At 70.3% G+C, this 13,923-nt stretch carries 9 protein-coding genes; 5 read left to right on the forward strand and 4 right to left on the reverse strand.

All coding sequences use genetic code 11. The features are described from left to right. Positions 1-69 precede the first annotated feature (69 nt). From AB0B50_RS29890 to AB0B50_RS29900, 3 genes are all read right to left on the reverse strand, one after another. Positions 70-963: a hypothetical protein gene (locus AB0B50_RS29890; protein WP_362338720.1), complete on the reverse strand. Its 894-nt coding sequence runs from the start codon at positions 961-963 to the stop codon at positions 70-72. A gap of 180 nt (positions 964-1,143) precedes the next feature. Next, positions 1,144-2,199 (reverse strand): metallophosphoesterase, encoded by a 1,056-nt coding sequence (locus tag AB0B50_RS29895; RefSeq protein WP_362338723.1) that lies wholly within the window; start codon positions 2,197-2,199, stop codon positions 1,144-1,146. A 242-nt stretch (positions 2,200-2,441) separates the two neighbouring features. Beyond that, positions 2,442-3,563 (reverse strand): LacI family DNA-binding transcriptional regulator, encoded by a 1,122-nt coding sequence (locus AB0B50_RS29900; RefSeq protein ID WP_362338726.1) that lies wholly within the window; start codon positions 3,561-3,563, stop codon positions 2,442-2,444. 398 nt (positions 3,564-3,961) lie between these two features. Here AB0B50_RS29900 and hisC point away from each other — a divergent pair, with 398 nt between their 5' ends. Next, positions 3,962-5,056, forward strand: coding sequence for a histidinol-phosphate transaminase (hisC, locus tag AB0B50_RS29905; RefSeq protein WP_362338729.1), 1,095 nt, complete (start codon positions 3,962-3,964; stop codon positions 5,054-5,056). 85 nt (positions 5,057-5,141) lie between these two features. On the opposite strand, the gene AB0B50_RS29910 is transcribed toward hisC, so the two are convergent. Then, on the reverse strand, positions 5,142-5,513 hold the full coding sequence (locus AB0B50_RS29910) for a cyclophilin-like fold protein (RefSeq protein ID WP_362338731.1): 372 nt from the start codon (positions 5,511-5,513) through the stop codon (positions 5,142-5,144). 278 nt (positions 5,514-5,791) lie between these two features. Here AB0B50_RS29910 and AB0B50_RS29915 point away from each other — a divergent pair, with 278 nt between their 5' ends. The 4 genes from AB0B50_RS29915 to AB0B50_RS29930 all read left to right on the forward strand — a co-directional run bounded on the left by AB0B50_RS29915 (position 5,792) and on the right by AB0B50_RS29930 (position 13,885). Next, on the forward strand, positions 5,792-7,333 hold the full coding sequence (locus AB0B50_RS29915) for a cytochrome ubiquinol oxidase subunit I (RefSeq protein WP_362338734.1): 1,542 nt from the start codon (positions 5,792-5,794) through the stop codon (positions 7,331-7,333). 19 nt (positions 7,334-7,352) lie between these two features. Then, positions 7,353-8,357: a cytochrome d ubiquinol oxidase subunit II gene (cydB, locus tag AB0B50_RS29920; protein ID WP_362338737.1), complete on the forward strand. Its 1,005-nt coding sequence runs from the start codon at positions 7,353-7,355 to the stop codon at positions 8,355-8,357. Positions 8,358-8,460: 103 nt separating this feature from the next. After that, a complete protein-coding gene (gene cydD / locus AB0B50_RS29925; protein WP_362338740.1) occupies positions 8,461-11,979 on the forward strand; it encodes a thiol reductant ABC exporter subunit CydD in 3,519 nt (1,172 codons plus the stop codon). Between the two features lie 169 nt (positions 11,980-12,148). Further along, complete coding sequence (locus AB0B50_RS29930; RefSeq protein WP_362338743.1) at positions 12,149-13,885, forward strand: GAF domain-containing protein; 1,737 nt, start codon at positions 12,149-12,151, stop codon at positions 13,883-13,885. Positions 13,886-13,923 lie beyond the last annotated feature (38 nt).

A 13,923-nucleotide genomic window follows, 5' to 3' on the forward strand; every position in this document is an offset into this window, starting at 1 on the left:
GCGCGTCGAGGCGAAGTCGAACCCCGTCGTCCGGGACCCCGTCGTCCGGGACCCCGGGTCCGGAGCCCGTTACTCCGGCTTGTGGTCGGGCCCGCCGAAGTCCGGGCTGGAGAAGTCCGGGCTCGAGAAGCTCGGCCGCGGACCCGCCGTCGGGCCGCCGTCCGGGCTGCTGAATCCCGGCCTGTGGTAGCCGAGTTGAGGCATGCGGCCGTTGCCGCCGTGCCCCCCGGACCCCGATGACGGCGTACGGGCGGCGGGAGCCCCGCCCGGTTCCGTCAGGGCTTCCCGCAGGAACGGCACGACGCCCCGCTCGAGGAGCGCCCGGCCCCAGGCTTCCCTGGCGCGGGACACTTCCTCATGCCGCTCGCCGTGCAGTCCTGCCTGGAGCGAGGTGGCGCCGTTGCGCAGGGCGGTCAGGAGAAGCCCGACCGCGGCGACCAGGATGCCCCCGGCGGTGAGCGCGCCGAACAGCCATCCCGCGGTGAGCAGGGTGTTCGCGAAGGCGGGCTCGGGGTTGAGCATCTTCAGGATGTAGCCGACGAGCAGGAAGATCGCGGCTGCCGTCCCCGCGAGGACGGGTGCGAGGACCGCGACGACGGCGATCGCGCCGGCTCCCGCTGCCGCCGGTTCGGCGACCTCGCCCATCGTGGTGGCGAGGCTGACGCCGCCGGAGCCCGACTCCGCGGCGCTCTGTCCGCTCCCTTCGCGGATCGATGTGGACGTCGGTCGAGGTTCGCGCAACTCCTCGCGAACCTTCACGTAGTGCGCGTATTCGGCCGAGGCAGCGGCCGTGATCAGTGCTGTCGCGTTCAGGGCCATGGTGCGCAGTTGTTCGGTGTTGAGCCGCTGGCCCACTGCGGCGAGTTCGGGACGGTCAGGTGCGGTGCGCAGCGCCTCATCGAGGATCCGCTCGTACTCGGGGCGGTCCTCATTGAGCAGGTGTGGAGCGCTGTTCATGTGCATCCCCCGATGCTCCGTAGGGCTAAGGCTCGCATGGCTACGAGCCGTCGGGCAGAAACGGAGGGGAGCCTGCTACGGATAAGCCGATGGTAGAGCCGTGACGGCACGCGGTGACAGGGGGTTTCCAGAAATTGCCCCCCTGGCCAGCGTGATCCTGTAATGGACCGCCTGCCCAGTGAACGCTCAGATACCCAGGGGGAGTTGCTGGACCAGTAGCTTTCCGGCCATGGTCACTCCGCCGTCCATGGCGATGGCCAGACCGTCGGCGTAGACGTGCGGGCCCTCGATGACCGGACCGCCGCCGTCCGACTCGTCCTCGGAGCCGACGTCGCCCAGGAGGTACGGGATGGGGCTGTGGCCATGGACGATGCGCGTGCCGCCGTACATGTCGAGGAGCTCGCGCACGGCCGAGGGGCCCGACTCGTCGCGGAAGGCGAAGCGCTTGGTGAACTTGCGGAAGAGGTCCCAGCACTCGTCGGCGTCGTTGCGCGTGAGTGTCTCCCGGATGGTGTCGTTCACCGCCTCGATCGAGTCACCGTAATCCAGATAGGCGGTCGTGTCGGAGTGCACGAGGAGATGACCGTCGGCCTCCTCCATCGCGTCCAGGCGGGCCATCCACTGGAGATGGTGGTCCTCCAGGCGCTCCATGTCGGTCTTCTGGCCGCCGTTCAGGAGCCAGGCGGCCTGGAAGGTGGCGGTGCCCGCGCCGGAGTTGACGGGGGTGTCGCCGAAGCGCTTGGCGCCGAGCAGGAGCAGCTCGTGGTTGCCCATGAGCGCCTTGCAGTAGCCGCCGGCGGCCGCCGCCTCCGCGGAGAGGCGCATCACGAGGTCGATGACGCCGATGCCGTCGGGCCCGCGGTCCGTGAAGTCGCCGAGGAACCACAGGCGCGCGTTGCCCGCGGACCAGCTGCCGTCGGCGTCGATCAGGCCCTGCTCCTGGAGGGCCGCGACGAGCTCGTCCAGATAGCCGTGGACGTCGCCCACGACGTACAGCGGGCCGTGCTCGTCGCTCGGCCGCGGCTGCGGGGGCTCCGGCATGACCTGCACCTGCACGGTGTCGCCGCGGTTGATGACGGGCAGGTCGCGCTGGGTGGGGGTGTAGCCGTCGTCCGGCAGTTCACCGGGCGCCCCGGGGCTCGCCGCGGCGGGACCGGTCGTCTCATGGACGTACGCCGGTACGCGGAAGTCGCGCAGCGTCGCCGTCCGCACATCGGGTCCCTGACCGGCCCCCTGAGTCATCGACCCCTCCACCACCATTGCGCCGCATCTGCACCGAGATCGGACTGCCTGGTCGCAGCGGCCCGCGGTGTCGTCCGCCCATCATAGGAATGCGGCTCCCGCTGTGTGGTGCACCAGGGGTGGTGAATCGGTGCCGGAGCCGGGTTCACCGAGGTTTTCTCCCGAATTGGGCAGAGGTTTCCCCGCTGGTGGCGGGGTATTGGTCGGCCTCTGCCCGGTGCCGGCGGCTCGGGCGGGAGCGGTCAGCCGTGGCCGGGCGAGCGGGGCGGGCTGACCGTCGTGCGCGGTGGACGTCGCTCGGACGAGGTGCGCACGATCAGTTCGGTCGGTATCACCTGCTCGATGGGACGCCCCGCGTCGAGCCCCTCGATCGCGTCGATCAGGAGCTGGACGACGGCGGTGCCGATGCGGCGCGGTTTGAGGGAGAGCGTGGTGATGGGCGGTTCCGTGGTGGCGTACACCGTGGACTCGCTGCAGCAGACGAGCAGCAGGTCGTCGGGGACGCGCAGGCCGTACCGCCGGGCGGCGGCGAGCAGGTCGGTGCCGTTGGGGTCGAAGAGGCCGTACACGGCGTCGGGACGGTCGGGTCGGGCGAGCAGCCGGTCGGCGGCGACGGCGCCCGCACAGGGGTCGTGGGCGGGGTAGGACTCGTAGACGGGATCCTGGCCCACGCGCTCGCACCAGCGCAGATAGGCAGTGGTGGACAGATGGGTGTACGTGTCCGTGGTGGTGCCGGTGAGCAGGCCGATGCGGCGTGCGCCGGCGGCGGCGAGGTGGTCGAGGATCTCCAGGACGGCGGCCTCGTGGTCGTTGTCGACCCAGGCCGTGACCGGGAGGGAGCCCGCCGGGCGTCCGTCGGAGACCACCGGCAGGCCCTGTCTGACCAGCTCGCTCACGACCGGGTCGTGGTCGGAGGGGTCGACGACGACGGTTCCGTCGAGGGCGACGTTCGACCACACGTCGACCGGGCTGCGGCGTGAGGTGGCGGGCAGGATGACCAGGGCGTAGCCCCGGGCGAGGGCGGCCGATGTGGCGGCTCTGGCCATCTCGGCGAAATAGGCGAACTCGGTGAAGGTGAAAGGTTCATCCCCGTACGTCGTCACGGTCAGGCCGATGAGGCCGGACTTGCCGGTACGGAGGGTGCGGGCCGCTGCGGACGGGCGATAGCCCAGCCGCTCTGCGACCTCGCGGACATGGCGTCGGGTGGCGTCGGGCAGCCGACCCTTGCCGTTGAGGGCGTCGGAGACAGTCGTGATGGAGACACCGGCTGCGGCGGCGACGTCTCTGATGCCCGCTCGGCTCTGCCGGTTACCCCGGCGCGCGGTCTCCGCTCGGCTCACCTGGTGCTTCCCTGCTGCTGTCATGGCGAGCCGATAGTAGGGCTCATGGGGGTGGGTAGCAGGGGCGCATATTCACGCGTTGACAGGCACGTTTCTGCATGGTGATGACCTGTCAATGACCATGGAATACAAGGGGGTTCGGCAGATCAACAGGTAGCTGCCCCTGATCGTCGCGCGCGGGCCTGCCAAATGCGCGAGGTCTCGAAGAGGTCTCAACTCACCTTCACGAGGGACGCGCGCCACGGAGCGAGCCACCGGCGCATGGGGGAGCACGAGGCGCTCCCCCCTCTCCGCACGCCTTCGTACGGCGATGTTGCGGGGCTCGGTGGACCAATGCCGCGAGGCCATTCGCAGCGGCGCCGAATCCTCATAAGGTAAGCAGTATTCGAACCTGTCTGTGACTGGCTACGAGGAGGACTGCGGTGAGCGAGACGAGCCCGAGGCTGCGCGCCGAGCTGGAGGGTATCCCCACCTACAAGCCGGGCAAGCCCGCCGCGGCCGACGGGCCTGTGGCCTACAAACTGTCCTCCAACGAGAACCCCTATCCGCCGCTCCCCGGCGTCATGGAGAGCGCGCTCGCCGCCGCCGGATCCTTCAACCGCTACCCCGACATGGCGTGCACGGGCCTGATGAACGAGCTGGCCGAGCGTTTCGGGGTGCCCGTCTCGCACATCGCCACCGGCACCGGCTCCGTCGGCGTCGCCCAGCAGCTGCTGCAGGCCACGGCGGGCCCGGGTGACGAGGTGATCTACGCCTGGCGGTCCTTCGAGGCGTACCCGATCATCACGCAGGTCAGCGGCGCGACGTCGGTGCGGGTGCCGTTGACCGAGGGCGAGGTGCACGACCTGGACGCGATGGCCGCTGCCATCACCGAGCGCACCCGCCTCATCTTCGTCTGCAACCCCAACAACCCCACGGGCACCTTGGTCCGCAGGGCCGAGCTCGAGCGCTTCCTGGACCGGGTGCCGAGCGACGTCCTGGTGGTGCTCGACGAGGCGTACCGCGAGTTCATCCGTGCCGCCGAAGGTGAAGGGGGTGCGGTCCCGGACGGCATCGAGCTCTACCGCGACCGCCCGAACGTCTGCGTCCTGCGTACGTTCTCGAAGGCGTACGGCCTCGCGGGTCTGCGCGTCGGCTTCGCGGTCGCCCACGAGCCGGTGGCCGCGGCCCTGCGCAAGACGGCGGTGCCCTTCGGTGTCAGCCAGCTCGCGCAGGACGCGGCGGTGGCCTCGCTGCGCGCCGAGGACGAACTGATGGGCCGCGTCGGCTCGTTGGTCTCCGAGCGCACGCGCGTGATCGAGGCGCTGCGCGGTCAGGGCTGGACGGTGCCCGAGACGCAGGCGAACTTCGTGTGGCTGCGGCTCGGGGACCGTACGACCGACTTCGCTGCGGCCTGCGAGAAGGCCGGCGTCGTGGTGCGGCCGTTCGCGGGCGAGGGGATGCGGGCCACGATCGGCGAGACCGAGGCCAACGACATCTTCCTGCAGGCGGCGGAGGCGTTCCGCAAGGAGCTGTAGCGCTCCGCTTCGGGGTCGGTGTTTCGACTGCGCGTCCGCCGTGGCTGGTCGCGCAGTTCCCCGCACCCCTGTGGGGCGCGGTCGGCTAGGAGGCCTGTTCCACGCGGATCGGGTCGCCGCTGCGCACGGTGGCCAGGGTCCTTGGGTCGCCGTCGATCCGGCCCAGGAGATTGCACGGGCTCGCGAGGCGGCACTCGTCGCCCCGCGAGATCGGCGTGGGGCCGTAGGGGAGCGCGAGGGCGTCGCCGTCGGTCCAGAAGGCGACCGTGCCCGGCTCGACGACCTGCTGGGCGCCGTCCTCGCGCGGGACGCTGACGCCCGTGTCGAAGTAGACCTCCTCGCCCCAGGTGTTGGCGGTGGCGGAGAGCGGCAGTGCCTGGGCGAGGGCCTGGCTGGTGGGGGTCTCGTCGAGCGTCGCGGTGAGGTGGCCTGCGGGCCAGGAGATCCGTATCTGCATGGCGCGGATTCAACAATATGTTGAAGTTCTTGGGAAGGCCCCGGAGGGCGTCTCTCCAGGGCCTTCGCGCGCTCTTCGCGGCGATCCGGCTCGCTCCTTGCGGTCATCGGCGCGTTCCCCGCGGTAAGGGGACCCCCGCGTCAACGTGCCGACAGCCAGTACGACATAATGCTTGTGAATGTGAACGCGTTCACAAGCGTGTCCCGGTTCCTCCGGAGATCAGTGGGATTAAAGGGGCAAACTGCCGCTATGACCACGGCGAGTAAGGAGAAGACGCAGTGGACCTGGCTCTAGCGCCGGAGACCCTGGCGCGATGGCAGTTCGGCATCACGACCGTCTACCACTTCTTGTTCGTTCCCCTGACGATCTCGCTCGCCGCTCTCACGGCGATCCTCGAGACGGCATGGGTGCGGACGGGCAAGGAGCACTACCTCAGAGCGACCAAGTTCTGGGGCAAGCTGTTCCTGATCAATATCGCGATGGGCGTCGTCACCGGCATCGTCCAGGAGTTCCAGTTCGGCATGAACTGGTCCGATTACTCGCGCTTCGTCGGTGACATCTTCGGGGCGCCGCTCGCCTTCGAGGCGCTGATCGCCTTCTTCTTCGAGTCGACCTTCATCGGCCTGTGGATCTTCGGCTGGGACAAGCTGCCGAAGAAGCTGCACTGTGCGACGATCTGGATCGTCTCCATCGGCACGGTCCTGTCGGCGTACTTCATCATCGCCGCCAACGCCTGGATGCAGCACCCGGTCGGCTACAAGATCGTGGAGCGGGACGGCACCAAGCGCGCGGAGCTCACCGACTTCGCCAAGGTGCTCTTCCAGGAGACGACGCTCGTCAACTTCTTCCACGTCATCTCGGCGGCCGTCCTGGTCGGTGGCGCCTTCATGACCGGCATCGCCATCTTCCACCTGCGCAAGAAGCAGCACGTCCGCACCATGCGGATGTCGATGCGGCTCGGCCTGGTCACCGCGTTCGTGGGCACCCTGCTCACGGTCATCAGCGCCGACACCCTCGGCAAGGTGATGTACGAGCAGCAGCCGATGAAGATGTCGGCCGCCGAGGCGCTGTGGGAGACCGAGAAGCCGGCGCCGTTCTCGCTCTTCGCGTACGGCGACGTCTCCAAGGGGCACAACGACGTCGCCATCGAGATCCCCGGGATACTGTCCTTCCTCGCCAAGAACAACTTCAGCGCCGAGATCCCCGGCATCAACGACCTCAACAAGGAGGCGCAGGAGAAGTTCGGGCCCGGTGACTACCGGCCCAACATCCCCACCGCCTACTGGTCGTACCGCTGGATGATCGGCTTCGGCGGCGTCTCGATGGCCCTGTGCACCGCGGGCCTGTGGCTGACGCGCAAGAAGTTCTGGCTCGCTCCGGAGCACCGCACCGGCGCCGACGACGTGCCGAAGCTGATGCTCACCAAGAACAAGGAGCTGGCGCCGAAGCTCGGCAACTGGTGGTGGCGGCTCTCCCAGTGGACGCTGATCTTCCCCCTCATCGGCACCGCCTGGGGCTGGATCTTCACCGAGACGGGGCGTCAGCCCTGGGTGGTCTACGGGGTGCTGCGCACCGAGGACGCGGTCTCGCCCGGGGTTTCGCAGGGCGAGGTGCTCACCTCGCTGATCGGGTTCACGCTTCTCTACGCGATCCTCGCCGTGATCGAGGTGAAGCTCCTGCTCAAGTACATCAAGAAGGGGCCGCCCGAGCTGACCGAGGCGGACCTCAACCCGCCCACCAAGATCGGCGGACCCGGGTCGGGCAACGGCTCCGACTCCGATTCCGACGACGCCGACCGGCCCATGGCCTTCTCGTACTGAAGGAAGGAGCGACGAGGACATGGAACTTCACGACGTCTGGTTCGTACTGATCGCCGTCCTGTGGATCGGCTACTTCTTCCTGGAGGGCTTCGACTTCGGGATCGGCGTACTGACCAAGCTGCTCGCCCGCGACCGGGTCGAGAAGCGGGTTCTCATCAACACCATCGGACCCGTCTGGGACGGCAACGAGGTGTGGCTGCTCACGGCGGGCGGCGCGACCTTCGCCGCCTTCCCCGAGTGGTACGCGACGCTCTTCTCCGGGTTCTACCTGCCGCTCCTGATCATCCTGATCTGCCTGATCGTGCGCGGTGTCGCCTTCGAGTACCGCGCCAAGCGGCCCGAGGAGCGGTGGCAGACCAACTGGGAGCACGCGATCTTCTGGACCTCGCTGATCCCGGCGCTGCTGTGGGGTGTGGCCTTCGGCAACATCGTGCGCGGCGTGAAGATCGACGCCCACAAGGAGTACGTGGGCAACTTCTGGGACCTGCTCAATCCGTACGCGATCCTCGGCGGTCTGGTCACCCTGACGCTGTTCACCTTCCACGGCGCGGTGTTCGCCTCGCTCAAGACGGTGGGTGACATCCGGGTGCGGGCGCGGAAGACGGCGCTCGGCCTCGGGCTCGTCACGGCCGTGCTCGCGCTCGGGTTCCTGATCTGGACGCAGGCCGACAAGGGCGACGGCAAGAGCCTGGTCGCGATGATCGTGGCGGTGGTGGCCCTGGTCGGCGCCATCGCGGCCATCAGGATCGGGCGTGAGGGCTGGTCGTTCGCGCTGTCGGGGATCACCATCGCGGCGGCCGTAGCGATGCTCTTCCTGACGCTCTTCCCGAACGTCATGCCGTCGTCGCTGAACGAGGAGTGGAGCCTGACGGTCACCAATGCCTCGTCCAGCCCGTACACCCTGAAGATCATGACCTGGTGCGCGGGCATCGCGACCCCTGTGGTGCTGCTCTACCAGTCGTGGACGTACTGGGTGTTCCGCAAGCGGATCGGGACGCAGCACATCGCGGATGCGGCGCACTGAGTCCGTACTGAGTCCGTACTGAGTCCTTGGTGTTCCTGGTGTTCCTGATGTTCCTGACCGAGCTCCCGATGTTCCCGCTGGTTTCTCGGAGGGTGTGTTTCACGTGAAACCGATCGACCCGCGTCTGCTTCGCTACGCCCGCGCCACTCGCTTCTTCCTTGTCGCGGTGGTGGTCCTGGGGCTCGTCGGGGCCGGCCTGGTCATCGGCCAGGCGATGCTCATCGCCGAGGTCGTGGTGGACTCCTTCCAAAAGGGCCTCACCACGGGGGACTTGGGAACTCCGCTCGTGCTGCTCGCCCTGGTCGCGGTGGGACGGGGCCTTGTCTCCTGGCTGACCGAGCTCGCCGCGCACCGGGCGAGCGCGGCGGTCAAGTCGGAGCTGCGGGGGCGGCTCCTCGAACGGGCCGGGGAACTCGGGCCGGGGTGGCTGACCAGCCAGCGGACCGGCTCGCTCGTCTCGCTCGCGACGCGGGGCGTGGACGCGCTCGACGACTACTTCTCGCGCTATCTGCCGCAGTTGGGGCTCGCGGTGGTGGTGCCGGTGGCGGTGCTCGCCCGCATCGTCACCGAGGACTGGGTGTCGGCGGCGATCATCGTCGTGACGCTGCCGCTGATCCCGGTCTTCATGATTCTGATCGGCTGGGCCACGCAGAACCGGATGGACCGTCAATGGCGGCTCCTGTCACGCCTGTCGGGGCACTTCCTGGACGTGGTGGCGGGGCTTCCGACCCTGAAGGTGTTCGGCCGCGCCAAGGCGCAGGCCGAGTCCATCCGCAAGATCACCGGCGAGTACCGGCAGGCGACGATGCGGACCCTGCGCATCGCCTTCCTGTCGTCGTTCGCCCTGGAACTGCTCGCGACGATCTCGGTCGCGCTGGTCGCCGTGACCATCGGCATGCGGCTCGTCCACGGCGAGATGGACCTGTACGACGGTCTCGTCGTCCTCGTCCTCGCGCCCGAGGCCTATCTGCCGCTGCGCCAGGTCGGTGCGCAGTACCACGCGGCGGCGGAAGGGCTCTCGGCCGCCGAGGAGATCTTCGAGGTCCTGGAGACGCCGGTGCCGGCCGTCGGAACGGGGCCCGCGCCCGCCGGTGCCATCCGCTTCGAGGGGGTGACGGTTCGCTACCCGGGCCGGTCGGCGGATGCCGTGTCGGACGTCTCCTTCGATGTCGGGGCCGGCGAGACCGTGGCGCTCGTGGGGCCGAGCGGCGTGGGTAAGTCGACGCTTCTGAACGTGCTGTTGGGCTTCGTACGTCCTGACAGCGGGCGGGTCCGTGTCGGCGACGTCGACCTGGCCGAGGTGTCGCCGGAGCGGTGGTGGGAGCGGATCGCGTGGGTGCCGCAGCGGCCGCATCTGTTCGCGGGGACCGTCGCGGAGAACGTGCGGCTCGCGCGGCCGGACGCGGACGACGCGGCGGTGCGGGGGGCGCTGCGCTCGGCGGGGGCGTGGGGCTTTGTGGAGGCGCTGCCTGCGGGGCTTGAGACCGTGCTCGGTGAGGACGGGGCCGGGCTCTCCGCCGGGCAGCGGCAACGGCTTTCACTGGCGCGGGCGTTCCTCGCGGATCGGCCTGTGGTGCTGCTGGATGAGCCGACGGCGGCGCTCGACGGTGGGACCGAGGCGGAGGTTGTCGAGGCGGTTCGGCGGCTGGCCGTCGGGCGGACGGTGCTGTTGGTGGTGCATCGGCCTGCGTTGTTGGCTGTCGCGGATCGTGTGGTGCGGCTTGAGGCACGCCCCTCCGGGGCGGGGGAGCTTCCCACCCACCCGTCCGTACACGTCGACTTGCCCGGTGAGGAGCGAGAGACGGGTGGGGCAACTCCCGCTGATGGTGCGGTGGACGATGGCGTCTCCGGCGCCTCGGCTCTGCCAGGAGGCGGCGTCCTGGCCCGGGTCAGGAAGGCTGCTCAGGCCCGGCGTGGGCAGCTGGCGCTTGCGTTGCTGCTCGGGAGTCTCGCGCTCGGGAGTGCCGTCGGGCTCATGGCCACGTCCGGGTGGCTGATCTCGCGGGCCTCTGAGCAGCCGCCCGTGATGTACCTGATGATTGCCGTGACGGCGACCCGTGCCTTCGGGATCGGCCGTGCCGTCTTCCGGTACGCCGAGCGGCTCGTCGCGCACGACGCCGTGCTGCGGATGCTCGCCGACACCCGGGTCGCCGTCTACCGGCGCCTGGAGCGGCTCGCTCCCGCGGGGCTGCGCGCGACCCGCCGCGGTGATCTCCTCTCCCGGCTCGTCGCCGACGTCGACGCCCTGCAGGACTACTGGCTGCGCTGGCTGCTGCCCGCGTCCGCCGCGGCCGTGGTGAGCGCCGGGGCCGTCGGCTTCACCGCGTGGCTGCTGCCCGAGGCGGGCGCGGTGCTCGCCGTCGGACTGCTCGCCGCGGGGCTCGGCGTGCCGCTGGTGAGCGGTGCCGTGGCGCGCCGTGCGGAGCGCAAGCTGGCTCCCGCGCGCGGGGTGCTCGCCACGCGCGTGGCCGACCTGCTCACCGGGACCGCCGAGCTGACGGTCGCCGGTGCGCTGAAGCGACGTACGGCCAAGGCCGGGGAAGCCGACGCAGAGCTCACCGGAATCGCCTCCCGGGGCGCCACCGCCACCGCGCTCGGCGACGGACTCGGTGCGCTCGTCACCGGTCTCACCGTGGCCGGAGCGGCCTTCGTCGGCGTGCAGGCGGTCGGCGACGGGCGGCTCAGCGGTCTCGCCCTCGCCGTGGTCGTGCTCACGCCGCTCGCCGCCTTCGAGGCGGTGATGGGCCTGCCGCTCGCCGTGCAGTACCGCCAGCGGGTCAGGAAGAGCGCAGAGCGGGTCTACGAGCTCTCCGACGCGGCCGAGCCCGTGCCGGAGCCGGCCGAGCCCGTACAGGCGCCGCAGTCGCCGTTCCCGCTGCGCGTCGAAGGGCTCAGCGCCCGCCACGAAGGGCAGTCCGTCGAAGCGCCCGCGCTCGCAGGCGTCGGCCTCACGCTGGAGCGGGGCCGGCGGATCGCGGTGGTCGGCCCGTCCGGGTCCGGCAAGACGACGCTCGCGCAGGTGCTGCTGCGGTTCCTGGGCGCGTACGAAGGGACGTACACGCTCGGTGGCACGGACGCGGCCACGCTGGACGGCGACACCGTGCGCGGCATGGTCGGGCTGTGCGCCCAGGACGCCCACATCTTCGACAGCTCGGTGCGCGAGAACCTGCTGCTCGCCAAGAGGGACGCCACGGACGCGGAGCTGCGCGACGCCCTGGAGCGGGCGCGTCTCGACGGCTGGGTCGCCTCGCTTCCCGAGGGGCTCGACACGCTCGTGGGCGAGCACGGCGCACGGCTCTCCGGAGGGCAGCGGCAGCGTCTCGCGCTGGCCCGCGCGCTGCTCGCCGACTTCCCCGTCCTCGTCCTGGACGAGCCGGCCGAGCACCTCGACCTGCCGACCGCGGACGCCCTCACGACCGACCTGCTGGCCGCGACCGAGGGGCGCACGACGCTGCTCATCACGCACCGGCTCGCCGGGCTCGACGCGGTGGACGAAGTGATCGTCCTGGACGCGGGGCGGGTGGCGCAGCGCGGCACGTACGCGGAACTCGCGGCCGAGGAGGGGCCGCTGCGGCGGATGCTGGAGGTGGAGCGGGCGGCGGATCTGCTGATGGCGGGCTGAGTCCCGGCGGCCGCCCGCCCGGGAGAGCTCCGGCTTTCCCCGCCGGGCTCTCCGAGACGGTCTCGGCTTTCCCTGCTGGGTTTCCGGAGATGGTCTCGGCTTTCCCCGCCGGGCGTCCCGAGACGGCCTCGACTTTCCCCTGCAAATAGGACTTACTAGGCTCAAAGGCATGCCAGCACCCTCGGCCTCCGCCGACTCCCCGCTCCCCGACGGCACACCGGACTCGGTGGAGGCGGCGGCGCGGGCGACCCGCAGCCTCCAAGGGCTCTCGCCCGAGCTGACCTCGCGGGTGCCGCAGCTGCTCGAAGCCATGCGGTCGGTCGGCACCGGTCTTGAACTGCACACCACCCTGGACCGCATCTGCGAGACCGCCGCCGAGCTCGCCGACGCCCACTACGCCGCGATCGGTGTCGTCGCGGAGGACGGCGAAGGGCTCTCCGACTTCGTCTACTACGGCATCGACGAGGAGACCGCCGAGCGGATCGGGCGTCTGCCCGACGGCCACAGAGGACTGCTCGGCGCGCTCATCCACCAGCCGAGGACGCTGCGTCTCGCCGATCTCTCCGCCGACCCGCGCTCCTGCGGATTCCCGCCCCACCACCCGCCGATGCGAACCTTCCTCGGTGTCCCGATCCGCGTGCAGGGCGAGATCTTCGGCAACCTCTATCTGACCGAGAAGCGCGGCGGGGCCGAATTCAACGACTACGACGTGCACATGGTGCGTGTGCTCGCCACGGAGGCCGGTATCGCCATCGGGAACGCACGCCTCTACGAAGCCGCCAAGCAGCGCGAGCGCTGGATCGACGGCTCCGTGGCGGTCACCACCGCCCTGCTGTCCGGCAGCGACGCCGAGGAGGCGCTCGCGGTCGTCGCCGAGCAGGCCAGGCACCTCGCGGACTCGGCCGCGGGCATCGTGCTGCTGCCCGACGAGGAGGGCGGCATGGAGATCGTCGCCGTCTCCTCGGACGACCCCTCCGGGGCGCTCGGCGTGATCGTCCCTCCGGAGAGCCGCATCGTCGCCGACCTGCTCGAAGGGGAGGCCGTGTTCATCGACGACGCGGCCACCGACCCGCGCATCATGACCGATCTCGCGCGCGGCTACGGCCCCTGCATGATGCTGCCGTTGCAGAGCGACGGCCGGGTCCTCGGGACGCTCGTGACGCCCCGCGCGCGTGGGGGACGTCCCTTCAGCGAGGCCGAGCGGACGCTGGCCGCCCAGTTCGCCTCGCAGGCCGCGCTCGCGCTGATGATGGCCGAGGCACAGCGGGACCGGGAGCGGCTCGCGGTGTACGAGGACCGCGACCGGATCGCCAGGGACCTGCACGACCTGGTCATCCAGCGGCTGTTCGCCACCGGGATGATGCTGGAGAGCGCCCAGCGCAGGTCGGTCGTGCCGGAGGTGCAGGTCGGGGTCGGCAAGGCGGTCGACGAGCTGGACGTGACGATCCAGGAGATCCGTACGGCGATCTTCGCGCTGCAGCAGGGCCCCGCCGAGGCGCCGTCCGGGCTGCGGACCCGTGTGCTGCGCGAGATCAACATGGCCGCCGTCCCGCTGGGCTTCAAGCCCACGCACCACTTCGTGGGCCCCGTCGACACGGTGGTCGGCGAGCTGACCGGCAAGAACCTGATCGCGGCCCTGCGGGAGGCCCTGTCCAACGCGTTCCGGCACGCGCAGGCCGCCCGCATCGACGTCGTCGTCGACTCGACCGTGGTCCTCCCCGACGGTCAGCAGGGCGTGCGCCTGACCGTCGCCGACGACGGCGTGGGCATCGCGGAGGGCGGTCGGCGCAGCGGCCTGAAGAACCTCAAGCGGCGGGCCGAGTCGCTGGGGGGCGACAGCTGGTACGGGCCCGGCATCGGCGAGGACGGCGGCGGCACGACGGTGGTGTGGCAGGCGCCGTACTGATCCGACGTGCGGGCCGCCGTTCCGACCTCACGCCCTGG

The organism is Streptomyces sp. NPDC041068 (assembly GCF_040647455.1).
GTDB lineage: Bacteria > Actinomycetota > Actinomycetes > Streptomycetales > Streptomycetaceae > Streptomyces.

Excerpts from the sequence above, each read along its gene's own strand:
- AB0B50_RS29890 (WP_362338720.1), bottom strand. The coding sequence starts at position 963 with ATGCACATGAACAGCGCTCCACACCTGCTCAATGAGGACCGCCCCGAG.
- AB0B50_RS29895 (WP_362338723.1), bottom strand. The coding sequence starts at position 2,199 with ATGACTCAGGGGGCCGGTCAGGGACCCGATGTGCGGACGGCGACGCTG.
- AB0B50_RS29900 (WP_362338726.1), bottom strand. The coding sequence starts at position 3,563 with ATGACAGCAGCAGGGAAGCACCAGGTGAGCCGAGCGGAGACCGCGCGC.
- AB0B50_RS29910 (WP_362338731.1), bottom strand. The coding sequence starts at position 5,513 with ATGCAGATACGGATCTCCTGGCCCGCAGGCCACCTCACCGCGACGCTC.
- cydB (WP_362338737.1), top strand. The coding sequence starts at position 7,353 with ATGGAACTTCACGACGTCTGGTTCGTACTGATCGCCGTCCTGTGGATC.
- AB0B50_RS29930 (WP_362338743.1), top strand. The coding sequence starts at position 12,149 with ATGCCAGCACCCTCGGCCTCCGCCGACTCCCCGCTCCCCGACGGCACA.